At 70.6% G+C, this 20619-nt stretch carries 25 protein-coding genes; 7 read left to right on the forward strand and 18 right to left on the reverse strand.

Annotation, left to right across the window (positions count from 1 at the left end; genetic code table 11):
• Positions 1–245 precede the first annotated feature (245 nt).
• Complete coding sequence (gene tyrS / locus ADL15_RS07245) at positions 246–1502, reverse strand: tyrosine--tRNA ligase (protein ID WP_083970983.1); 1257 nt, start codon at positions 1500–1502, stop codon at positions 246–248.
• Positions 1503–1562: 60 nt separating this feature from the next.
• Between tyrS and ADL15_RS07250 the strand changes: the two genes are divergently transcribed.
• The gene (locus ADL15_RS07250) at positions 1563–2312 is read left to right on the forward strand and encodes a polyphosphate kinase 2 family protein (RefSeq protein ID WP_067686010.1); all 750 of its coding nucleotides are present in this window, start codon (positions 1563–1565) and stop codon (positions 2310–2312) included.
• Between the two features lie 30 nt (positions 2313–2342).
• Positions 2343–2918 carry a hypothetical protein gene (locus ADL15_RS07255; protein WP_157441215.1) on the forward strand — a complete coding sequence of 192 codons (576 nt, stop codon included), beginning with the start codon at positions 2343–2345 and terminating at the stop codon, positions 2916–2918.
• A 63-nt stretch (positions 2919–2981) separates the two neighbouring features.
• Here the strand turns inward: ADL15_RS07255 and ptsP are convergent, their stop codons facing one another.
• The 11 genes from ptsP to ADL15_RS07310 form a co-directional block, all read right to left on the reverse strand.
• Positions 2982–4622, reverse strand: coding sequence for a phosphoenolpyruvate--protein phosphotransferase (ptsP, locus tag ADL15_RS07260; protein WP_067686014.1), 1641 nt, complete (start codon positions 4620–4622; stop codon positions 2982–2984).
• Entirely contained in the window at positions 4615–4890 is a 276-nt protein-coding gene (locus ADL15_RS07265; RefSeq protein ID WP_067686016.1) for an HPr family phosphocarrier protein, read from the reverse strand. The genes ptsP and ADL15_RS07265 overlap by 8 nt, the downstream gene beginning before the upstream one ends.
• 40 nt (positions 4891–4930) lie before the next feature.
• A complete protein-coding gene (locus ADL15_RS07270) occupies positions 4931–5971 on the reverse strand; it encodes a zinc-dependent dehydrogenase (RefSeq protein WP_067686018.1) in 1041 nt (346 codons plus the stop codon).
• Complete coding sequence (locus ADL15_RS07275) at positions 5968–6417, reverse strand: PTS sugar transporter subunit IIA (RefSeq protein WP_067686020.1); 450 nt, start codon at positions 6415–6417, stop codon at positions 5968–5970. The genes ADL15_RS07270 and ADL15_RS07275 overlap by 4 nt, the downstream gene beginning before the upstream one ends.
• Positions 6410–6718: a PTS sugar transporter subunit IIB gene (locus tag ADL15_RS07280; RefSeq protein WP_067686022.1), complete on the reverse strand. Its 309-nt coding sequence runs from the start codon at positions 6716–6718 to the stop codon at positions 6410–6412. The genes ADL15_RS07275 and ADL15_RS07280 overlap by 8 nt, the downstream gene beginning before the upstream one ends.
• Before the next feature lie 19 nt (positions 6719–6737).
• A complete protein-coding gene (mtlA, locus tag ADL15_RS07285; protein WP_067686024.1) occupies positions 6738–7940 on the reverse strand; it encodes a PTS mannitol transporter subunit IICB in 1203 nt (400 codons plus the stop codon).
• Positions 7941–8141: 201 nt separating this feature from the next.
• On the reverse strand, positions 8142–9083 hold the full coding sequence (gene pfkB, locus ADL15_RS07290) for a 1-phosphofructokinase (protein ID WP_067686056.1): 942 nt from the start codon (positions 9081–9083) through the stop codon (positions 8142–8144).
• Positions 9084–9124: 41 nt separating this feature from the next.
• On the reverse strand, positions 9125–9886 hold the full coding sequence (locus tag ADL15_RS07295) for a DeoR/GlpR family DNA-binding transcription regulator (RefSeq protein ID WP_067686026.1): 762 nt from the start codon (positions 9884–9886) through the stop codon (positions 9125–9127).
• A gap of 451 nt (positions 9887–10337) precedes the next feature.
• A complete protein-coding gene (locus tag ADL15_RS07300; RefSeq protein WP_067686028.1) occupies positions 10338–10997 on the reverse strand; it encodes an adenylate kinase family protein in 660 nt (219 codons plus the stop codon).
• A gap of 21 nt (positions 10998–11018) precedes the next feature.
• Positions 11019–11591, reverse strand: coding sequence for a hypothetical protein (locus tag ADL15_RS07305; RefSeq protein WP_067686030.1), 573 nt, complete (start codon positions 11589–11591; stop codon positions 11019–11021).
• Positions 11592–11617: 26 nt separating this feature from the next.
• A complete protein-coding gene (locus ADL15_RS07310) occupies positions 11618–12148 on the reverse strand; it encodes a type II toxin-antitoxin system PemK/MazF family toxin (RefSeq protein ID WP_067686032.1) in 531 nt (176 codons plus the stop codon).
• A 92-nt stretch (positions 12149–12240) separates the two neighbouring features.
• Here ADL15_RS07310 and speB point away from each other — a divergent pair, with 92 nt between their 5' ends.
• Positions 12241–13290 carry an agmatinase gene (gene speB, locus ADL15_RS07315; protein WP_067686034.1) on the forward strand — a complete coding sequence of 350 codons (1050 nt, stop codon included), beginning with the start codon at positions 12241–12243 and terminating at the stop codon, positions 13288–13290.
• A gap of 65 nt (positions 13291–13355) precedes the next feature.
• Here the strand turns inward: speB and ADL15_RS07320 are convergent, their stop codons facing one another.
• The 4 genes from ADL15_RS07320 to ADL15_RS07335 all read right to left on the reverse strand — a co-directional run bounded on the left by ADL15_RS07320 (position 13356) and on the right by ADL15_RS07335 (position 15949).
• On the reverse strand, positions 13356–13931 hold the full coding sequence (locus ADL15_RS07320; RefSeq protein ID WP_067686036.1) for a TetR/AcrR family transcriptional regulator: 576 nt from the start codon (positions 13929–13931) through the stop codon (positions 13356–13358).
• Positions 13932–13952: 21 nt separating this feature from the next.
• Positions 13953–14750, reverse strand: coding sequence for a CAP domain-containing protein (locus ADL15_RS07325; RefSeq protein WP_067686038.1), 798 nt, complete (start codon positions 14748–14750; stop codon positions 13953–13955).
• A gap of 118 nt (positions 14751–14868) precedes the next feature.
• The gene (locus tag ADL15_RS07330; protein WP_067686040.1) at positions 14869–15081 is read right to left on the reverse strand and encodes a DUF397 domain-containing protein; all 213 of its coding nucleotides are present in this window, start codon (positions 15079–15081) and stop codon (positions 14869–14871) included.
• On the reverse strand, positions 15074–15949 hold the full coding sequence (locus ADL15_RS07335; RefSeq protein ID WP_067686042.1) for a helix-turn-helix domain-containing protein: 876 nt from the start codon (positions 15947–15949) through the stop codon (positions 15074–15076). The genes ADL15_RS07330 and ADL15_RS07335 overlap by 8 nt, the downstream gene beginning before the upstream one ends.
• A gap of 203 nt (positions 15950–16152) precedes the next feature.
• Here ADL15_RS07335 and ADL15_RS07340 point away from each other — a divergent pair, with 203 nt between their 5' ends.
• Positions 16153–16404, forward strand: a complete 252-nt coding sequence (locus ADL15_RS07340) for a hypothetical protein (RefSeq protein ID WP_067686044.1) — start codon at positions 16153–16155, stop codon at positions 16402–16404.
• Here ADL15_RS07340 and ADL15_RS07345 read toward each other — a convergent pair.
• Positions 16362–17264 carry a hypothetical protein gene (locus tag ADL15_RS07345; protein ID WP_157441216.1) on the reverse strand — a complete coding sequence of 301 codons (903 nt, stop codon included), beginning with the start codon at positions 17262–17264 and terminating at the stop codon, positions 16362–16364. The genes ADL15_RS07340 and ADL15_RS07345 overlap by 43 nt on opposite strands.
• 217 nt (positions 17265–17481) lie before the next feature.
• On the reverse strand, positions 17482–17856 hold the full coding sequence (locus tag ADL15_RS07350; RefSeq protein ID WP_067686048.1) for a DoxX family protein: 375 nt from the start codon (positions 17854–17856) through the stop codon (positions 17482–17484).
• A 97-nt stretch (positions 17857–17953) separates the two neighbouring features.
• Here ADL15_RS07350 and ADL15_RS07355 point away from each other — a divergent pair, with 97 nt between their 5' ends.
• The 3 genes from ADL15_RS07355 (at position 17954) to ADL15_RS07365 (ending at position 20061) form a co-directional block, all read left to right on the forward strand.
• Positions 17954–18442 carry a MarR family winged helix-turn-helix transcriptional regulator gene (locus tag ADL15_RS07355; RefSeq protein ID WP_067686050.1) on the forward strand — a complete coding sequence of 163 codons (489 nt, stop codon included), beginning with the start codon at positions 17954–17956 and terminating at the stop codon, positions 18440–18442.
• A 17-nt stretch (positions 18443–18459) separates the two neighbouring features.
• Positions 18460–19341, forward strand: a complete 882-nt coding sequence (locus tag ADL15_RS07360) for a dioxygenase family protein (protein WP_067686052.1) — start codon at positions 18460–18462, stop codon at positions 19339–19341.
• Positions 19342–19467: 126 nt separating this feature from the next.
• A complete protein-coding gene (locus ADL15_RS07365) occupies positions 19468–20061 on the forward strand; it encodes a DNA-3-methyladenine glycosylase (RefSeq protein ID WP_198170612.1) in 594 nt (197 codons plus the stop codon).
• The last annotated feature ends 558 nt before the right edge of the window (positions 20062–20619 follow it).

The following is a 20619-nucleotide window of genomic DNA, read 5'->3' on the forward strand; positions in this document are numbered from 1 at the left end:
CGTCAGATCTTGGTAGGGTTTCCGTCAGGACGGCCGCGCCGGGCCCCTCACGGGTCCCGCTCGCTCGCCCGTCTCCCTGGCGGCTCGGTAAACATTACTCGCCGGCCCCCGCAACGCCAAATCAGGAGCGGGCGACCGCCGTCACACCATCCCAACGGGCTAAAACCCTCAGGTCAGAGCCCTGCGCGGCCCCCTGGACACCCCAATTCGGGGCAGAACAGAGGGACCGCGCAAACGGGACCGGATCAGGCCTCGAACTCCACGCCGGCGAACGTGCGCTTGCCGCGTCGCAGCACCAGGAACCGGCCGTGCAACAACGCCGACGCGGGGACGATCGCCTCGCCGTCGGTGATCCGCTCGTTGTTCAGGTACGCGCCGCCCTCGTTGATCGTGCGACGGCCCTCGTTCGCGCTGGCGACCAGACCCGACTCCTTCAGCAGGGTGCCGACGGCCGGGAGCTCACCTCGTACCGAAAGAAGGCCGGTCTCGCTCAGAGCGGCCCGCAGCGTGTCGGCGGACAGTTCCTCCAGCGAACCTCGTCCGAAAAGGGCCTGGCTGGCCGCGATGGCCTGCCGGGCCTCCTCCTCGCTGTGCACCAGGGCGGTGAGCTCCTCGGCGAGCGCGCGCTGCGCGAGCCGGGCCTGCGGCCGCTCAGCGGTCGCCTTCTCCAGCTCCTCCAGCTCCTCGCGGGTCTTGGAGCTGAAGTAGCGCAGGTACTTGCCGACGTCGCGGTCGTCGCTGTTGATCCAGAACTGGTAGAAGGAGTACGGGCTGGTCATCGCGGCGTCGAGCCAGACAGCACCACCCTCGGTCTTGCCGAACTTGGTGCCGTCGGCCTTGAGCACCAGTGGGGTCACGAACGCCTGCACCGGGCCGGCGCCACGACGGCGGACGAAGTCGACGCCGGCGGTGATGTTGCCCCACTGGTCGGAGCCGCCGAACTGCAGCTGGCAGCCGTTGCGCACGTGCAGCTGGTAGAAGTCGTTGGACTGGAGCAGCTGGTAGCTGAACTCGGTGAAGCTGATCCCGCTCTCCAGCCGGTTGCGCACCACGTCGCGGGCCAGCATCTTGTTGACCGGGAAGTGCTTGCCGACGTCCCGGAGGAAGTCGATGACCGAGGTCGGGCCGGTCCAGTCCAGGTTGTTGACCAGGGTGGCGGCGTTCTCACCGGTGTAGGTGACGAACGGGGAAAGCTGCTCGCGGATCCGCTGCACCCAGCCCTGGACCACCTCGGGCGAGTTCAGGGTGCGCTCGGCGGACTCGCGCGGGTCACCGATCTGCCCGGTCGCGCCGCCGACCAGCAGCAGCGGGCGGTGGCCGGCCTGCTGCAGCCGCCGGGCCGTGATGACCTGCATGAGGTGACCGACGTGCAGCGAGGCGGCGGTCGGGTCGAAGCCGACATAGAACGTGATCGAGCCACCGTCCAACGCTTTGCGCAGCTCGTCGGCATCGGTCGAGTCCTGGATCAGTCCACGCCACATCAGGTCGTCTACGAGAGTCACGCAGCGATTCTCCCGCACAGCCCGCTGCGGGACACACCGGGTTTCGGGGATGCTGGGCGGATGGGTCACCTGGGTAGCGCGAAGCCGCCGATCGAGATCGGCAAGAAGAAGGCCGAGGAACGGCTGAAGGAGGCGCAGGAGCGGCTGCTGCACCTGCGGCTGGTGCTGGGCGGTCAGATCGGCGAGCAGAAGATCGGGCCGCCGCTCTGCGTGGTGTTCGAGGGGTGGGACGCGTCCGGCAAGGGCGGGGCGATCAAGCGCCTGGTCGCGCCGCTGGACCCGCGGCACGTCCGGGTCGCGCAGTTCGCCGCGCCCACCTACGACGAGAAGCGCCACCACTTCCTGCAGCGGTTCTGGAACGTGCTGCCCGGCAAGGGCGGGATGGCCGTGCTGGACCGGTCCTGGTACGGCCGGGTGCTCGTCGAGCGGGTCGAGGGGTTCGCCACCGGCGAGCAGTGGAAGCGGGCCTACGACGAGATCACCGAGTTCGAGCGCACGCTGGCCGCCGAGGGCATGATCCTGATCAAGTTCTGGATGCACGTCTCCCCCGGCGAGCAGCTGCGCCGGTTCAAGGACCGGGCCGGCGATCCGCTGCGGACCTGGAAGCTGACCGACGAGGACTGGCGCAACCGGGAGAAGCGCGACGACTACGAGAAGGCGATCGAGGAGATGCTGACCCGTACCGATCAGCCGCGGGCCCGGTGGCACGTCATCCCCGGCGACGACAAGGGCTACGCCCGGCTCGCGGTGGTCGAGCAGGTCTGCCAGGTGGTGGAGAAGCGGCTCGCCAAGCTCGGAGTATTGTCCTGATTAGTGACTTTTGACCGTTATGGTGAGCGGATGAGTAGGTTCCCTTTGCGCTCCGCCGCCCTGCTGGCGGGTCTCGCCGGAATCGTGTGCGGTGTCGCCGGACCCGCCGCCGCGACCGAACCGGTCCCCGCCACGACGCCCGCCGCGCCGGTCGTGGTGGCGTCCCCGCCGATCAAGCCGGCTCCCCCGGTCAAGGCGGCTCCCCCGATCAAGGCAGCGCCCCCGATCAAGCTGGCGGCCAAGCGGGCGATCGCCGTGGTGGTCGTCCGTACCGGTGGCCTGCGCGGCGGTCAGTCCGTCTTCACCCAGGTCGGCTCGGTCAACCGGCAGCAGGCCGCGGTGCTCCGGCTGGCCGGCAGCCCGGCGTTCCAGGCGCTCCGGCCGAAATACGTTCCGGCCACACCGGGCGCCGACCGGTACACCTACCGGATCGAGGCCGGATACCGCGACCACAGCAAGAAGCGGGTGCTCGTCGTCGACGGCGCGCCCGGCACGCCTCAGGTCGTGCTGGACGTCATCCGGCTGATGACCAACATGGACGCGCCGGACCTGGCCGACCTGTCCGGCCTGCCGGTCCGCTTCCCGCCCGGCTTCCCGTTCAACTAGTCACCTGATCTCGGGTCACCTGATCTCGGGAAAGGGCCTCCGCCGTGGCGGAGGCCCTTTCTGCTATCCCATCAGCTTGCGGGCCGCCGCCGCGTCCGGCGCCGCGACCGCCAGGTCCGCGAGACGACGACATTCCGCGTACGAATACCGCCCCAGCGCCGCCCGCACCCCCGGCAGCGCCCGCGGCGACATCGACAGACTGCTCACCCCGAGCCCGGCCAGCACCGGCGCGAGCAGCGGATCGGCCGCCGCCTCCCCGCACACCCCGACCGGTTTGCCGGTGTCCCGCCCGGCCGCACCGCAGATCGCGATCAGCTGCAGCAGCGCCGGTTGCCACGGGTCGAGCAGCTCGGCGAGGTCCCCGCACATCCGGTCGGCGGCGAACGTGTACTGACTCAGGTCGTTCGTCCCGATGCTCAGGAAGTCGACAGCGCGCAGCAGGTCGGCGGCCCGCAGCGCGGCGGCCGGCACCTCGATCATCACGCCCGCCTTCGGCAGCCCGGCCTCGTGCACGGCCGCCGCGAACGCGGTCGCCTCGGTCAGGGTGGACACCATCGGCGCCATCACCCAGACGTCCGCGCCACAGTCGTCGGCGGCGGCCGCGATCGCGGCGAGCTGGGTGGTCAGCACGTCCGGTCGCTGCCGGGCCACCCGCAGGCCGCGGATCCCGAGCGCGGGGTTGGGCTCACCCTCCTGCTTCAGGAACGGCAGCGGTTTGTCGGCGCCGGCGTCCAGCGTACGAATCACCACCCGCCGGCCGGCCATCGCCCGGAAGACGTCCCGGTACGCGCCGATCTGCTCGTCCCGGGTCGGCTCCGAGGTGCGGTCGAGGAAGAGCAGCTCGGTGCGGAACAGCCCGATCCCCTCGGCGTGCGCCTGGTCGGCGGCCGGCACGTTCTTCACCGAGCCGACGTTGGCCAGGAGTTTCACCGCGTGCCCGTCGGCGGTCCGGCCCGGTTCGGCGTTGTCGTCGATCGCGGCCTCGGCGAGAGCACCCGCGGCCGCCACGCTCGCCGCGGAGACTCCCACCTCGACCCGCCCGGTCGACCCGTCCACCAGCACCAGGGTGTGCTCGGCCACCCCCAGCACCCCCGGGCACGCGACCACCGCGGGCAGCCCGAGCGCCCGGGCCAGGATCGCGGTGTGGCTGGTCGGCCCGCCGATCTCGGTGACCAGCGCGAGCACCTGCTCCGGGTCGAGGTCGGCGGTGTCCGCGGGGGCCAGGTCCCGGGCTGCCAGCACGTACGGAAAACCGGGTTGTGGCACACCGGGCATCGGCAACCCGAGCAGTACCGCGACCGCCCGGTCCCGCAGGTCGTCCAGGTCCGCGACACGTTCCGCGAGGTAGCCACCGGCCTCGGCGAACATCTCCCGGAACGCGCCGAACGCGGCGTCGACCGCGTGCGGTGCGTCGGCGCCGCCCTCGACGTGCTCCCGCACCGCGTCGCGCAACTCCTCGTCGTCGGCCATCAGCGCCTCGGCCCGCAGCACCTCGGCCACGGTCTCGTCGGCCGCCCGGTCCGCGCGCCGGGACAGGTCGGCGACCACCTCGGCGAGCGCCGCGACCGCCCGCTGCACCTCCGCCTCGACGTCATCAACCGGGACCGGGGCGGGCAGCGCCGGCGCCGCGGCGATCCGCAACAGCGGCCCGCCGGTGACGCCGGCGCAGACCCCGATGCCGCTGAGGACGGCCACCTCAAGCATCGTCGGCGTCCAGGTCCTTGGCGAGCAGCGCGGCCAGGTCGTCCAGGGCCTCGTCCGCGCCGTCGCCGTCGGCCTCGAGGGTCACCTCGGTGCCCTTCTTGGCGCCCAGGGCGAGCACCGAGAGCATGCTCTTGGCCGGGACCGGCTTCTTCTCGCCGACCCGGATGAACACCTTCACCGGCGCTTTCGCCGCCGCCTCGACGAAGAGCTTGGCGGGACGGGCGTGCAGCCCGCTGGCGGAACCGACCGCGACCGTTCGCGTGGGCATGACGACTCCTTCGACTTCAGAGATTCGAAAAGGGACCCGCTCAGGGCTCGATGGTGACCTTGATGGCCTCGCCGCGCTCGACGATGCCGAACGCCTCGATCGCCTGCTCCAGCGGCAGCCGGTGGGTGATCAGGTCGGCGACCGGCACCGCGCCGGTGGCGACCAGCTCGAGCGCCTGCTTGTTGTGCGCCGGGCTGGACCCGTTCGCGCCGATGATCATGAGTTCCCGGTAGTGCACCAGGTTCGAGTCGCAGGTGATCGTCGGCTGGTCCTTGGGCAGCCCGCCGAAGAAGCTGATCCGGCCCTGCCGCGCGGCCATCTGGATCGCCTGCTCCTGCGCCTTGCCGGAGGCCGCGGCCGTGATGATTACGTCGGCGCCGCGGCCGTCGGTCAGCTTCAGCACCTCCTCGATCGGGTCGACCTCGGCGGCGCAGATCGCGGCGTCCGGCTTGACCAGGTTCGCGGCCATGTCCAGGCGCTGCCGGCTGAGCTCGACCAGGAACACCCGGGCGGCGCCGCGGGACCGGGCCAGCCGGACGTGCAGGCAGCCGATCGGACCGGAACCGATCACCACGACGTCGTCGCCCTCGCCGACCCGGGCCAGGTTCTGCGCGTTGAGCGCGCAGGCCAGCGGTTCGGCCACCGACGCCTCGGCGAACGAGACGCCGTCCGGGATCCGGTTCAGGCCGTCGACCTTCAGGACCTCCTTCGGTACGACCATGAACTGCGCGAAGCCGCCCTCGAAGTGGTAGCCCATCGACACCTGGTTGGGGCAGATGGTCATCCGGCCCCGGGTGCACTCGGCACACTCGCCACAGGGGATGGCCGCGATCACCTGGACCCGGTCACCCGCCGTCCAGCCCTCCACGCCGTCACCGACCGCGACGATCTCACCGGCGATCTCGTGGCCCATCACCCGTGGCGGGTGGATGTGGTGGTGCCCGAACTTGGAGATCTTCACGTCGGTGCCGCAGGTGGAGCAGCTCCGGACCCGGATCTTGACTTCACCGGCGCCGGCCTCGGGCTCCGGCGCGTCCTCGAAACGGACGTCGCCGGGAGCGTGGAATCGTACGACCTTCATGAGTTGCTGTCCTCTTCCTTCAGTGCCCCGAGCAGCCGGATCACGGTGCCGGGTTCGGTGGCCTCGCGCAGTTCGCGGGCCTGGTCCTCGTCGAGCAGGACCTCGGCGAGTGCGGCGAGCAGCTCGACGTGCCCGTCGCCCCGGGCGGCGATGCCGACGCACACGGTCACCGTCTCGCCGTCCCAGTCCACGCCGTCCGGGAAGCGCAGCACCGACAGCGCGTCCCGGTTCACCAAGTCCTTGCCGCCGAGGGTGCCGTGCGGGATGGCGACACCCTCACCGACGTACGTGGAGATCGACTGCTCCCGGGCGAGCATCGTGGTGACGTACCCGGGCTCGACCGCGCCGATCTCCACCAGCGCCTCGCCGGTGCGGCGGATCGCGTCGTCACGATCCACCGCCTTCTCCGCGAGCTTGATCGCCCGCACGTCCAGCAACTCAGACATCGAGGTCGGTGCCCTGCTGGATGGCCTTGACCACCCGGGTGACCGCCGGGTCGCCGAGGAAGATCTGGAAGGCCACGATCGGCTTGCCGGGTACGACCGAGCGGGCCCGGGCGGCCAGGCCCTTGTGACAGACCACCAAGTCGGCGTCGGCCGGGATGGAGTTCACCGGGGTGTGCTCCACGGTCACGCCGGTCTTGCCGAGCTGCTTGCGCAGGGTGCTGGCGAGCATCACGCTGCTGCCCATGCCTGCGTCACAGGCGACGACGAGCTTGTGAATGTCCTTGCCGTTGATGGTGGCCATGGCCGGACCTCCGTTCGGGTTAGGCGGTTTCCTTGGATTCCTTGACGGGGTTCTCGCTCGGTGCGGGTTCCACGGAGGCGGCGACGCGCTGGTCCGCGGTCGGGTGCTGGGTGCCGGCCGTCTCGGCGTCCAGGATCGCCTCCTCGGCGACCGTCTCGTCGATCTCCTGATCGGACTTGAGTTTCCCGAAGCCGAGCAGGAGCGACGCGACCCCGAACGTGACCGCCGCGGAGATGATCACGCCGAGGATCATTCCGACGTAGCCGCTCTTCGCGGTGACCGCGAAGTAGGCGAAGATGCTGCCCGGCGCCGGGGTGGCGACCGTGCCGGTCCCGGTGATCATGAAGGTGGCCACGCCGGACATGCCGCCGGCGATCATCGCGAGGATCAGGCGCGGCTTCATCAGCACGTACGGGAAGTAGATCTCGTGGATGCCGCCGAGGAAGTGAATGATCATCGCGGCCGGCGCGCTGGGACGCAGCGACTTCGGACCGAAGAACAGGTACGCGGTGAGCAGGCCGAGACCCGGGCCGGGGTTCGACTCGATCATGAACAGGATCGACTTGCCGGTCTCCTGCACCTGCTGCACGCCGAGCGGGCCGAACACCCCGTGGTTGATCGCGTTGTTCAGGAAGAGCACCTTGGCCGGCTCGACCAGGATCGAGGCGAGCGGCATCAGGCTGTGGTCGAGCAGCCAGTCGACGGCGTTGCCGGCCGCCTTGGTCAGGCCGTCCACGACCGGGCCGATGGCGAGCTTGCCGAGGATCGCGAACAGGCCACCGATGATGCCGGCCGAGAAGTTGTCCACCAGCATCTCGAAGCCCGGCTTGATCCGGCCGTCGACAGCGTTGTCGAAGAGCTTCAGGACGTAGGCGGTGAGCGGGGCGATGATCATCGCGCCGAGGAACATCGGGACGTCCGCACCGACGATGACGCCGAAGGTGGCGATCGCGCCGACCACCGCGCCGCGCTGCCCGTGCACGATCCGGCCGCCGGTGTACCCGATCAGGATCGGCAGCAGGTACTTGATCATCGGGTCGACGAGCTGGGCCAGGTTCTCGTTCGGTATCCAGCCGACCGGGATGAACATCGCGGTGATCAGGCCCCAGGCGATGAGCGCGCCGATGTTGGGCATCACCATGCCGGCGAGGTGTCCGCCGAGTTTCTGCACCCGTGCCCGGAATCCGATTCCGGTGACCTCGGGGGTGTACGAAGAGGCCATGAAGGATCTCCATTCATAAACTGGGGTCGTGCCGGTCCCCCGCAGAAAAAGTTAGTTTTGTACCGTTAAAGAGCCAGATTTCGGGTTCGCTGCGGGTAGCGGTGGGCCGCGACCTCACGGCCGCCACTGGTTCCGCCTCAATCCGATTTCGTACGAAGTGACAGGTCAAACCGTGGAGCGGGTGACGCTGACCCGCCTCGCTCAGTCGCGACCGAGCAGGCGGGACGGATCGGGGTGGTGATCGATGCGAATCGTCGTCCGGTCGAGATCTTCTGGTCGTGGCATCCGGCTGCCCGGCAGCGACACCGCGGCCGCGCCCCACGCCAGTCCCTCGATGAGCGCGGCCTCGCCGCACGCGCCGGCCGCGAGGAACCCGGCGAGCAGCGCGTCCCCGGCGCCGACCGTGCTGCGCGGCACGCTCACCGGCGACGTGCCGGTCAGCACGCCGGACTCCTCGACGAGCACCGCGCCATCCGCGCCGAGGCTGGCCAGCACGGTCCCGGCACCGGCCGCGCGCAGCCGGGCGCAGGCGTCCAGCACGTCGCCGAGCGTGGTCAACTCGGCGCCGGCCGCCTCGGCCAGCTCCTCCCGGTTCGGCTTGACCAGCGCCGCGCCGGCTCGCACCCCGGCGAGCAGCGCCGGGCCGCTGGAGTCGACGGCCAGCCGGGCGCCGGCCGCGACCAGCCGCTCGCAGAGCTCGGCGAAGGCCGGCACCGACGGGCCGGGCGGCAGGCTGCCGCAGATGACCACCCAGTCGCAGCCCCGGGCGGCAGCCAGCACCGCGTCACTGACCTGAGCGAACTCGGCCGTCGAGAGCACCGGGCCGGCCTCGTTGATTTTGGTGACCGTGCCGTCCGGCTCGGCCAGAGTGATGTTGGAACGGGTCCGCCCGGTGATCGGGACGGCCACCATGTCGACACCCTCCCCCTTGAGGAGGTCGACGAGCTGTTCGCCCTCGGCGCCGCCGGCCGGCACCACCGCGGTGGACCGGACCCCGTTGGCGAGCAGCGCGCGGGAGACGTTGACGCCCTTGCCGCCCGGATCGATGTGCGAGTCGCCGGCCCGCAGCACCTCGCCGCGGATCAGCACGTCGACCTCGAGGGCACGGTCGACGCTGGGGTTGAGGGTGACGGTGAGGATCATGCCGTCGATGGCGCTGGTTGAGCCGGTGGCGCTGGTGGCGCTCACGCCTTCACCAGCCGGACGCCGGTGGCCTCGACCTCGGCCGCCAGCTCGTGGTCGAGGCCGCTGTCGGTGATCAGCAGGTCCAGCTCGGCGAGACCGCCGAACCGGGCCAGATAATCGTTGCCGATCTTGGTGTGGTCGGCGAGCAGCACCACCCGGCGGGCCGCGGCGATCATCGCCCGCTTGACCGCCGCCTCGGCCGGGTCGGGGGTGGTCATGCCGCGCTCGACCGAGACGCCGTTGGTGCCCATGAACGCGACGTCGACATACATCTCGGACAGTGGCCGCAGCGCCCAGTCGTCCACCGTGGCCAGCGTCTTGCCGCGGACCCGGCCGCCGAGCAGCAGCACTGTCAGGTTCGGCTTGAGCCCCAGCGTGGCGGCCAGCACCGGCGAGTTCACCACGATGGTGAGCTCCCGGTCGGCGGGCAGCAGCTCGGACAGGCGGGCGGTGGTCGTCCCGGCGTCCAGGATGATCGCGCCGTCCTCCGGCACCTCGGCCAGTGCGGCCTTGGCGATCCGCTCCTTCTCACTGATCAGCACCGCGTCGCGGGCTGCCAGCGCCGGCTCGAAACCGAGCCGCTCGACCGGGATGGCCCCGCCGTGCACCCGGCGCAGCACCCCGGCCCGCTCCAGCACGGTCAGGTCGCGGCGGATCGTCTCGGCCGTGACCGTGAAGCTGTCCGCCAGCGCCACCACGTCGACCCGGCCCTCGGCCCGTGCCCGCCGCACGATCTCCTGCTGCCGTTCCTCCGCGTACATCTGCTCACCGCCCTGGCGTTGATTTTGCTTTGTCTTTGTTTACGCCCGGTTCTGCCCGAGCGCAATATGTCAAGGAGATTTCGATCTCCTTACAGGCGAAATTGTTGCCGCCAAACGTGGCGGATCCTGATATATCGCCCGCACCAGACGTAAGCCACAAGAAGATCATCAATGCCCGCTTGTGTGGTTTTTCGCGCGCCGGAGCCCGGCGGGCGGGAGCGGGCACGGCCTCGCGCTAGAACGCGGGACCGCGACACTCGAGGTCCGGCCGCGCCTGCGGGCTTTGGCTGGCTCTCAGGGGTGTCTCCGCGGCGCGGAGACACCCCTGAGGCCCAGCCGGGACCGGGAGGCGCGCGGCGGTCCGGGGTGGGCACGGTGTCGCGGCGGCCTCACGGGCGGGGCTCGGCTCGTAGCCTGCGGACGAGCGCTCCGTAGTCGTACCGAAGGAGGGTTAAGCCGGGGGTTGCGGGATGTATGACGGCAGGCGGAGGGTTTTGCGGATCGCGGACTGGACGTCGTCGACCGGGGGGCGGCCGTCGACGTTGTGGACGACCTCCTTGCGCTGGAAGAGCTCCAGGACCGGGCGGGTCTTCTCGTGGTAGTCGCGGAGGCGGGCCTCCAGGGCTTCCGGAGTGTCGTCCGGGCGGGTGACCAGCTCATGGCCGCAGATGTCGCAGCGGCCCTCCTGCTCCGGGCGGTCGGCGATCAGGTTGTAGTCCATGCCGCAGCTCGGGCAGAGGCGGCGGCTGAGGACCCGGCGGCGCACCTCGTCGTCGGGGAGTTCCAGGTGGATGACCGCGTCGATGTCGTAGCTCTCCATGAAGAACTCGGCCTGGCGGCCGTTGCGCGGGAAGCCGTCGATGATGAAGCCGTAGTTCCAGTCGTGCTGGTCCAGGCGTTCGCGGACCACCGACTCGACCAGGTCGTCGCCGACCAGCTCGCCGGCCGCCATCACCCGGCGGACCTGCGCGCCCATCTTGGTGTGGTTGCGCACGTGCCAGCGGAAGATGTCGCCGACGCTGATGTGCACCAGGTCGAGGTCCCGGGCCAGCACCTTGCCCTGAGTGCCCTTGCCGCTGCCCTGGACGCCCATGATCACGTATTTACGCATGTGGTGGTCTCCGAGTGGGGTTCAGTCCGCCGCGCCGATCCGCAGCGGGCCGGGCGCCGGCCCGGTCAACGTGGTCGGGTCGATGCTCCAGGCGCCGGCCACCCGGAACACGTCACGCTCCGCCACCAGCACGGTGGTCTCGTCGTCGAGCTCGCCGGGCAGGCCGGCCTCCCGCTCCGCCGGGCCGGGCTCGCCGAACCAGGAGGTGACCTCACCGGTCTGGCCGACGTACCCGAACGCGCGCACGAGATCACCCTTCACCGCGCGCTGCCACCGGTGCAACTCGGTGACCCGGTGGGTCGCGAAGTACTGCACCTCGGTGTCCAGCGCGGCGGAGAGAGCGACAACGTCCGGTCCGGGATTGATCAGTCGGCGACCGGCCGCCAGCACCCACGTGGTGCCGCGGGCGCCGGGCAGCGGCGGGGTCACCGCCACCCGGTCACCGGTCAGATGTGCCAGGTCCAGGCCGTCCCGCCAGCGAATCGGGCCGAGGTCGCGCAGTCCGAGAGCATTCAGGACGGCTTCCTGGTCGGCGCCGGAAACCGCCAGCCAGGCCTGCTTGCCACCGAAACTGACCATGACGTCCTTGTCCATGCCCGCAACGCTAGCCGGTCGTCCGATCAGGCCCAGCCGTAATCCCCCCGGAGTGCGGCGGCCACCTGGTCGAAGCGGCCACGATCGAGGATCGCGCCCTCCCGGCGGATGCCGTCCTCCTCGACCTCGATCACCCGGTCCAGGCGGATCCAGCTCGGACGATTGGACCGGTCCCACTCGCCGGCGCCCAGGGCGAGCCAGTGGCGCTGGCCGTCCCGTTCGCTCTGGCTGGACAGCATCAGGCCGACCAGGGTGCTGCCGTCCCGGCCGACCACCAGGACCGGGCGGTCCTTGCCCTGGTTGGGGTCGTCCTCATAGGGGACCCAGGTCCAGACGATCTCGCCCGGGTCGGCGTCGCCGTCGAGGTTGGGGGCGTAGGCGACCGCGCGCCCGTTGTCGACGGTCGGGACGTTGCGGGTCGGTTTCGCTGTCGCACGCGGGGGTGGGGTCGGTTTCGGGGCGGCCGGCTTGGGGGCGGCCGGCCGTCGCTGGACGGTCTTTTCCGGGGCGGTGCCGCCGAACAACTGGCGGAGGAAGGAGATCAGCTTTTCGAGCACCGCTGAACCTTAACGGCCTTCTTTTACTGTACGGCCATACAGTATGACGATACAGTCCCCGCCGGCACCACCGGCCCGGAAGGATGCACAGCATGACGCGTTATGGACCGATGTTCGGGCCGGACTACACGTTCCTCGGGGTCCCGGCCTGCGACTGGCGCGAGCCGGAGACGTACGCCGACGCCGACGTGGTGATCATCGGTGCCCCGTTCGACGGCGGCACCTCGCACCGCCCCGGCGCCCGCTTCGGCCCACAGGTCATCCGCGGCACCGACTACCTGCCGCACGACGGCTCCCGCCCGCACATGGCGATGCGCGTCGACGCGCTCACCGGCGACCTGACCGTCAAGGACGCCGGCGACCTCGAGGTCTTCAGCGGCGAGATCCAGCGCAGCTGCGCGACGATCGAGGAGGGTGTCGGCTTCATCGCCCAGCACGGCGCGATCCCGCTCGTGCTCGGCGGCGACCACACGGTGACCTGGCCGGACGTGGCCGGCGTCGCGAGCGCGCACCCGCCGCAGCGGATCTCGGTGATCCACTTCGACGCGCACGCGGACACCGGCGACATCGAGTTCGGCTCGCTCTACGGCCACGGCCAGCCGATGCGCCGGCTGATCGAGTCCGGTGCGGTCCGCGGCGACCGGTTCCTGCAGCTCGGCCTGCGCGGCTACTGGCCCGGCCCGGACGTGCTGGACTGGATGGCCGACCAGCGGATGAACTCGTTCCACATGAGCGAGATCGTCGAGCGCGGCCTGGACGCCGTGCTGGACAGCGCGTTCGAGATCGCCATGGACGGCTGCGACGGCGTCTTCCTCTCGGTCGACATCGACGTCTGCGACCCGGGGCACGCGCCCGGCACCGGGACCCCGGAGCCCGGCGGCTTCACCGGCCGGCAACTACTCGACAGCGTCTCGCGGATCTGCCACGAGCTGCCGGTGGTCGGGATGGACATCGTGGAGGTGTCGCCGCCGTTCGACCACGCGGAGATCACCGCGATGCTGGGCAACCGGGTGGTGCTCGAGGCGCTCTCCGGGATGGCCCGGCGGCGCAAGGACGGCGACGGGCCGCGGTGGAAGCGGTCGACGCCGCTGTTACAGGGGCGCGGCACCGGCCGTGAGGGCGCCGGGCCTCAGCCGGCCTAGCGCGGTCCTCACCAGGCGGGCCTCAGCCGGCCCAGCTCGTCCTCATCAGGCGGGCCTCAGCCGGCTTAGCTCGTCCTCACCAGCCGGGACAGTCCGTCGGACAGCAGGTCGCGGGCGGCGGCCCGGGAGAACGCCGGGTCGCCGAGCACCACCGGCAGGGCCAGCCCGTCGATCAGCGCGAGCACCTGCCGGGCGGTGTCGATCGGGGCCGCGCCGGAGCCGAACCCGCCGGCCGCGATCTCCGCGGCCAGCAGCTCGTGCCAGCGCCGGTAGTCGCCGAGCACGTCGGCGCGCACCCCGGGATCGCGCAGCGCCCAGCGCCAGGACTCGACCCAGAGCCGCCAGGACGCCTCGTCGCCGACCGCGCCGGTCAGGTGCTCGGCCACCGTCAGCAGCCGCTCCCACGGGCCGGTCACCCGCTCCAGGCGCGCGGTCACCGCGTCGAACTCCTGCTGGGCGGCGTGCCGGAAGACCGCGATGAGCATGTCCTCGCGAGTGCCGAAGTAGTACTGCAGGGTGGAGACGCCGACACCGGTCGCCGCGGTCACGTCGGTGAACCGGGTGCCGTCCGCGCCGCGCGCCGCGACCACCTCACCGGCGGCGGCGAGCACCTCCACACGCCTGGCGGCTGACCGTCTCACGGCGCATGTCTACCACGCAGGTCAGCCTACGAAGTCCTGGGTCATCCAGGTGATGCCCTTGTCGTCGCGGACCACGCTCAGGCCGATCTTCTTGAAGCTCTTGCTGAGCAGGTTCTTGCGGTGGCCGTCGTTCGGCGGCACCTCGGCGAGCATCGAGTCGGTCAGGCCGTTGGCCGCCTTGACCATGTCGGCCGCGCTGCTGCCGCTGGAGCCGTACCCGATGTTCTCGCCGGCCGAGCTCCACGAGACGCCCTGTGCGCTGAACCGGTCGCCGATGTCGGACTCGCCGTCGCAGACGTGTGCCAGCCCGCAGCCGTCGATCATCAGCTGGTTGTGGATGGCCGACGCCTTGGAGAGCTTGGTGTCCAGGGTCAGCTCGGACAGGCCCTCGTCGACCCGGGCCGCGTTGATGTGCGCCAGCACCAGGTCGAGGATGGTGTCCGCGGTGGCCGGCGCGGTGTTCCCGCCACCCCCGGCGGTGGTCGCGGTCTTGGTGGTCTTCTTGGTCGCGGGCGCCGTGGTGGTCTTCCGGACCGCCGGCGTGGCCGTCGGCTTCTTGCTGGCCGAGGCCCGCGGGGTGGGCGAGCTGCTCGCGCTGGGCGCGGCGCTGGCCGGGAACGCGTCCTCGTCGGTCAGCAGACCGGCGTCGGTGCTGGGGTCGGCCGCGGCCGCGGCAAACGGTACGTCGGCCGACCGGGGGCTGGGGTCGGCCGACGACCGTTGCATCAGGCCTGCCACGGTGAACCCGCTGCCGATGACCACGGCTGTCGTACCCGCCACCAGCGTGTACCGGAAACGGGCGGCAGCGGAGAGCGACACGGATATTCACCTTAGGTAGGTCGGGCAGGGGGCGACGCCCCACGACTATGCGCGACCGGCCGGAGGAGATCAGTCCGGGAAAGGAACCCTTAAGGTACGGCTCACAGACAGATAAGGATCAACAGACGCCGGGGTCGAACTCGCCGGCCCGCACCCCGTCGAGGAACGCGTCCCACTCCGCGTGGGAGAAGACCAGCGGGGCACCGGCCGGGTCCTTGCTGTCGCGCAGCGCCACGATGCCGGGCAGGTTGCCGGCCACCTCGACGCAGTCGCCCCCGTTGCCCCCGCTCCGAGTGCTCTTGTGCCAGACGGCACCGGTCAGGTCAACCATCGCTCTCCTTGATGATCGTGCCGATGAGGTCATCGGAATCGGGCTGACTGAGCGCTATCGCGTCGAGCCGGTTCCAGATGTGCTCATACGTCTCGACCTCGCCGAGCTTATCCAGGTAGAGCGCGCCGGTGAGGTTCTCGCAGTAGATGGTGGTCGGCTCCGGCGAGGCGGTGCCGACCGCCGGGAACTCCAGCACGGTGAACTGCCCGGAGCTGGACGCCTGGTGCGGGCCGGCCGCGAACGGGATGACCCGGATGCTGATGTTCGGCCGGATGGTGACGTTGACCAGGTGGGCAAGTTGCTTCTGCATGCCCAGGGTGTCCGGGATGGACCGGCGCAGCACACCCTCGTCGATGATCACTTCCAGCCGGGGCGCCTGGGGACGGGCCCGGCGCAGCAGCGACTGGCGCTCCAGCCGGACGGCCACCGCGTTCTCCACCGCGGCCGCGTCGTCCTCCATCCACCGGCCGAAGACGAACTCCGCGTACTCCCGGGTCTGCAGCAGGCCGGGGATGGCGCTCGGGGCGTACTGCCGCAGGCGGGAGGCGGCCTGCTCCATGCCGACGTAGAGCTCGAACCAGGCCGGGACCACGTCGCCGTACGCGTGCCACCAGCCCTTGGCCTTGGACTCCTGCGCCAGGCCGATCAGCACCTCGGTCATGTGGCCGGGCGCGCCGTACACCCCGCACATCGCGATCACGTCGTGCTTGCGGACCGGGACCTCGCCGTTCTCGATCCGGTACATCCGGGCGCGGGAGAACTCCAGCTCCTGCGCCGCCGCCATCAGGGAGATCCCGCCCTGTTCCCGCAACTGCCGCAGCAGCCGGCCGACCTGCCGTCTCGGTACCGTCGAACCCGTCTCGGACACCCGGCGACTCCCTCCCCGTCACGACCACCGAGGCCGCACGGCGTCCGGGTGTCTCGAACGAGACGATCCGAACGGCTGCATCGAGACGCCGGGAATCCATTTCCGGGATTCTCGCCGCTGCGGCTTGAGCCCGAGCCTAAGGCAAGCAAGGCTCCATTGTGTAGCCGGAAGATCGCAGAAGGTAAGTATCACGGGGAGTCGACATGCTGGTGCCGCGGACCGAACACGTCGGGGAGCGCCCCTCGTGGGAATGCCGGGTCTGCGGCCGGTCGTGGCCGTGCGCCGTCGCGAAGATCGAGCTGGCCGAGCAGTACCAGAAGTTCCCGCACGGCCTGGCCGTCTACCTCGGCTCGTGCCTGATCGAGGCGATCGACGACTGCGCGGCGGGCTCCGGCGGCCCGCCCGCCGACCTCTACGAACGCTTCTTGGGCTGGACCGACACCGAGGCGCCCTGAATCACCGGCTTGCGCAGCACCCGGAACAACTGGTCGTCGGTGACCTGGGAGTACACCGTGCGATCGGAACCGGTCATCACCACCCACGGGCAGGCCTTGTCGGCGCCCTCCAGGGTGGTCTCGGTGACCTTCCGGCGGGTGGCCGCCTCGTAGACGGTCAGCTTGTAGCGGCCGACCATCAGCGGCAGGACCGGCTTCTTGGCCTCGTCCGACTTGCAGTCCTTGAGCTTGGCGCTGCCACCGATCAGGTCCAGGCACGCGACGAGCTGCACCCGGGTGACGGCCGGCGCCCAGGCCCGCCGGGCCACCGCCGAGCCGCCGAGCGCGACCCGGGCCAGCGTGCGGCTCGACCGCTGGTCCATGTCGAGACGACCCCGGGCACTGATCGCGATCGGGTGCACGGCCTTGCCGGCGAACTTGGGCGCGGTCGGGTAGTAGGTGCTCCCGCAGACCAGCTCCAGGTCGTCGGCACTGCGTACCGGATGGGTCGCGGCCTGCGGGACGACCTCGCCCGGCGGCGAGACCGACGGAGCCGGGACCACCGAGACGTCCTCGGCCACGGCGCGCACGGCGGGACCCTGATCGCCGCCGTCGCCACCGACCGCCGCCCAGACCAGCAGGACCGCCACGACCGCCGCGACGCCGCCGGTGGTCATCCGGGTGCGGCGCGACAAGGTCCGCCATCTTTTTTTGGTACGAAGGAGAAGCGAGCCGCCGGTCGCTCCCCCGGGCTGCGGCGCCGGGTCCTGCGGTATCGCGCCGCTCGGGGTCGCGTCGTGCGGGGTCGCGTCGTGCGGGGTGGCGCGGTCCGCCACTGCGAGATCCCGTTTCGCAGTGGCGGCGCGCAGCACTTCGATCACTTCGGGACTGAGCTCGGCCGGCACCGGAGTGGAGGCGCCCGAAACGCCGGCCCTGTCCGGAGTCGGTTCCCCGGCGTCCTCGTTACCGCTTCGCGGCTGCCCTACCTGCGCCATCGTTTGCTCCCCAGCCGGCCTCAAGGCGGCGAACTATACCGATCGGTAACACGTACGTCACCGGGTGCGCGCGCTCGTCTGCAGTGGAGCTTTTCCCCCCAAATCAGAACGAATACGGGCCGAAGCGACCCCACGCCACCACCGCGGCCAGCACCAGCAGCACCGCGCTCGGGGCGATCGCCTGGTTCTCGTTGCGGCGGACGTGCACCACGACCGCACCGATCATCGTGATCACCAGACCCGTGGCGGCGATCGGGATGAGCACCGGAGCGATGTCCAGCAGCGCCGGCAGGATCAGGCCGATCGCGCCGAGCACCTCCACCGCGCCGATCAGCTTGACCTGCACGTCGCTGAGGTCGGCGGCCCACCCCATCCCGGACGCGACGAGCTTCTCCTTGGGCTGCAGCACCTTCATCGCGCCGGCGGCCAGGAAGGCAGCCGCGAGCAGGCCCGCAATGATCCACAAGACAACGTTCACGATTCCTCAATTCACTTAAACAGTTGAGCGAAAGCTAGTCCCCATGACTTAAACATGCAAGCACTGATGAGTTAAATGCTTGAGCTATGCTCGGGGCATGGAGACACCCGAGCCACAGTGGCTGAGCAGCGAGGAACGGGAAGCCTGGTTCGCCCTGATGGGCCTCTTCATGCGGCTTCCCGCGGCGCTCGACGCCCAGTTGCACCGCGACGCCGAGCTCAGCCATTTTGAGTACGGGATTCTCGCCGGCCTCTCCGAGACCCCCAGCCGGACCCTGCGGATGAGCGTGCTCGCGGTCCTCGCCGAGGGCTCGCTGGCCCGGCTCTCCCAGGCCGTCGGCCGGCTGGAGAAGCGGGGCTGGGTCCGCCGCACCACCGACCCGGACGACGGGCGATACACCCTCGCGGTGCTCACCGACGAGGGCTGGGACAAGGTGACCGCGACCGCGCCCGGGCACGTCGCCGAGGTCCGGAGCCTGGTGTTCGACCAGCTCACCAAGGCGCAGACCCGCCAGCTGCGCGACATCGGCCGCCGGATCATGCGGGCCGTCGACCCGGACGACCCGTGTGGTGCCACCCGTTCCTGACTCGCTTGGAGTGCACTGTGAGTTCCCTGTTCAACCCGGCGGTGCCGGCTGGTGCGTACGATGAATTCCTGCTGGAAGCCCTGCCCCGGGCGCGCTCGCAGCGGACCTGGGAGCCGGCCGACGGACCTCTGCCGGCCCTGTATCTCAGCCACGGCGCACCGCCGCTCTTCGACGACGGGCCCTGGCTGCGCGAGCTGTTCGGGTGGGCGCAGTCGATGCCGAAACCGACGAGCATCCTGATCGTCTCCGCACACTGGGAGAGCGCCCCGCTGTCACTCTCCGCGACCGGCGCGGGCACCCCGCTGGTCTACGACTTCGGCGGCTTCCACCCGCGGTATTACACGATGGCGCACGCCACGCCGGACGCGAGCGCGCTGGCCCGCCGGGTAGCCGGGGCGATGCCCGATTCCGATCCGGTCCACCAGCACCCGCGGCGCGGGCTGGACCACGGCGCGTGGGTGCCACTGATGGCCATGTACCCGCTCGCCGACATCCCGGTGCTGCAGCTCAGCATGCCTACGCAGGACCCGGTCAAGCTGCTCGCGATCGGTGCGCGGCTGCGGGAGCTACGGGCCGAGGGGGTGCTGGTGATCGGCTCCGGGTTCATGGTGCACGGGCTGCCGTTCGTCACCCGGGAGATGCTCTTCTCCGGGGTGGTACCGGCGTGGTCGTCCGATTTCGACGGCTGGGCCGCGGAGGCGTTGGGGCGCGGTGACGTGGACGAGCTGGCGGGGTATCAGCAGCACGCGCCCGGTATGCCGTTCGCGCATCCGACGCCGGAGCATTTCACGCCGTTGTTCGTGACGCTGGGTGCTGCGGACCGGCCGGACGGCCCGGTGCGGAGCGCTATCGAGGGCTACATGATGGGCTTCTCGAAGAGGTCCTTCCAGACGCTGTGACCGGTTGCTCCTGCGGCTTGCTTCGTCAGCTTGCTCCGTCGGCTTGTTCCTTCCGCCGTGGTGACCGGTTGTGCCTTCAGCCGCAGTGACCGGGTGTGATGGAGTGGGCTGGTGACTTACCGGTGGATGGAGCTGCCCGCTGAGGCCGTCGACACGGCGGCGCGGGAGTTGCTCGGGTGGCGGCTGACCGCCAACGGCGTGACGGTCCGGCTGACCGAGGTCGAGGCATACAGCGGCCTCGGCACGGACCCGGCCAGCCACGCCCACCGCGGCGTCACCAACCGCAACGCGGTGATGTTCGGCCCGGCCGGCCGACTCTACGTCTACCAGATCTACGGCATGTACTTCTGCGCCAACATCGTCTGCGGCGAGGAAGGCCGGGCGGCCGCGGTCCTGATCCGGGCCGGCGAGGTGGTGGCGGGGCTGGAGACCGCCCGCGCCCGCCGGCCGGCGGCCCGCCGGGACGCCGATCTGGCCGCCGGGCCGGGCAAGCTGATGCAGGTCCTGGACCTGAACCGGGCCGCAAACGACACCTCATTGATCGACGGCGAGGGTCCGGCGGTACTGGCCCCACCGGCCGCCGCGGTGGGCGCGATCGAGGCAGGCCCGCGGGTGGGGGTCACGTCGGCGCACGACGTACCGTGGCGCTTCTGGCTGACCGGCGACCCGACGGTGAGCGCCTATCGACGCCACACCCCGAAACCCCGGGCCCGCACGTGATCGCCCACCCGCTGGGTGCCCGGCCGCTGGATGCCCCGGCCCGCTGGGTGTTTTGGTTTGTTGGATGCCCCGGCCCACTGGGTACCCACGGCCCGCTGGGGCCCGGCCCGCTGGGTGCCCCGGCCCGCTGGATGCCCGGCGGCCGGGTGCCCTGGCCGCTGAGGCTGGCGCTCACCGGCCAGCTGTCTCGGTTGCGGATGCTGGCGCTGGGTAGCCAGGCGGGGTGGCGGTGGGTCGCGGTTCGTCACGCCGCTCGCGAACGAGGGCACACCGACATCACCCGGATCGCCCGCCAGCGGCATCGGCGAGCACCTACGGTCGCTACCCGGGCCGGCAACCATCATCAGCCCGGGGCGTTCGGCTGGTCCTGGCGGCCGGAAGGGCCTGTCAGGAATCAACTCGCTGGTTTGATCTCAAGTCCGGCTTTTTGGATGTATGCGGTTAGTTCGGTGAGAGTTGTGAGGCGGATATCGGCGGGTGTGATGGTTTGCCGGGTTTTTGTGAGGATGTTGCGGGTGTGCCGGACGGCGATGTTGATGGTGGTCAGTGAGACGCCGA

Source organism: Actinoplanes awajinensis subsp. mycoplanecinus, from assembly GCF_001509495.1.
GTDB lineage: Bacteria > Actinomycetota > Actinomycetes > Mycobacteriales > Micromonosporaceae > Actinoplanes > Actinoplanes palleronii.

Bases quoted from the DNA above. Each gene is read 5' to 3' on its own strand.
- ADL15_RS07250 (WP_067686010.1), top strand. From the start codon at position 1,563: ATGGGTCACCTGGGTAGCGCGAAGCCGCCGATCGAGATCGGCAAGAAG.
- ADL15_RS07255 (WP_157441215.1), top strand. From the start codon at position 2,343: ATGAGTAGGTTCCCTTTGCGCTCCGCCGCCCTGCTGGCGGGTCTCGCC.
- ptsP (WP_067686014.1), bottom strand. From the start codon at position 4,622: ATGCTTGAGGTGGCCGTCCTCAGCGGCATCGGGGTCTGCGCCGGCGTC.
- ADL15_RS07265 (WP_067686016.1), bottom strand. From the start codon at position 4,890: ATGCCCACGCGAACGGTCGCGGTCGGTTCCGCCAGCGGGCTGCACGCC.
- ADL15_RS07270 (WP_067686018.1), bottom strand. From the start codon at position 5,971: ATGAAGGTCGTACGATTCCACGCTCCCGGCGACGTCCGTTTCGAGGAC.
- ADL15_RS07275 (WP_067686020.1), bottom strand. From the start codon at position 6,417: ATGTCTGAGTTGCTGGACGTGCGGGCGATCAAGCTCGCGGAGAAGGCG.
- ADL15_RS07280 (WP_067686022.1), bottom strand. From the start codon at position 6,718: ATGGCCACCATCAACGGCAAGGACATTCACAAGCTCGTCGTCGCCTGT.
- mtlA (WP_067686024.1), bottom strand. From the start codon at position 7,940: ATGGCCTCTTCGTACACCCCCGAGGTCACCGGAATCGGATTCCGGGCA.
- pfkB (WP_067686056.1), bottom strand. From the start codon at position 9,083: ATGATCCTCACCGTCACCCTCAACCCCAGCGTCGACCGTGCCCTCGAG.
- ADL15_RS07295 (WP_067686026.1), bottom strand. From the start codon at position 9,886: ATGTACGCGGAGGAACGGCAGCAGGAGATCGTGCGGCGGGCACGGGCC.
- ADL15_RS07300 (WP_067686028.1), bottom strand. From the start codon at position 10,997: ATGCGTAAATACGTGATCATGGGCGTCCAGGGCAGCGGCAAGGGCACT.
- ADL15_RS07305 (WP_067686030.1), bottom strand. From the start codon at position 11,591: ATGGACAAGGACGTCATGGTCAGTTTCGGTGGCAAGCAGGCCTGGCTG.
- speB (WP_067686034.1), top strand. From the start codon at position 12,241: ATGACGCGTTATGGACCGATGTTCGGGCCGGACTACACGTTCCTCGGG.
- ADL15_RS07330 (WP_067686040.1), bottom strand. From the start codon at position 15,081: ATGGTTGACCTGACCGGTGCCGTCTGGCACAAGAGCACTCGGAGCGGG.
- ADL15_RS07340 (WP_067686044.1), top strand. From the start codon at position 16,153: ATGCTGGTGCCGCGGACCGAACACGTCGGGGAGCGCCCCTCGTGGGAA.
- ADL15_RS07355 (WP_067686050.1), top strand. From the start codon at position 17,954: ATGGAGACACCCGAGCCACAGTGGCTGAGCAGCGAGGAACGGGAAGCC.
- ADL15_RS07365 (WP_198170612.1), top strand. From the start codon at position 19,468: ATGGAGCTGCCCGCTGAGGCCGTCGACACGGCGGCGCGGGAGTTGCTC.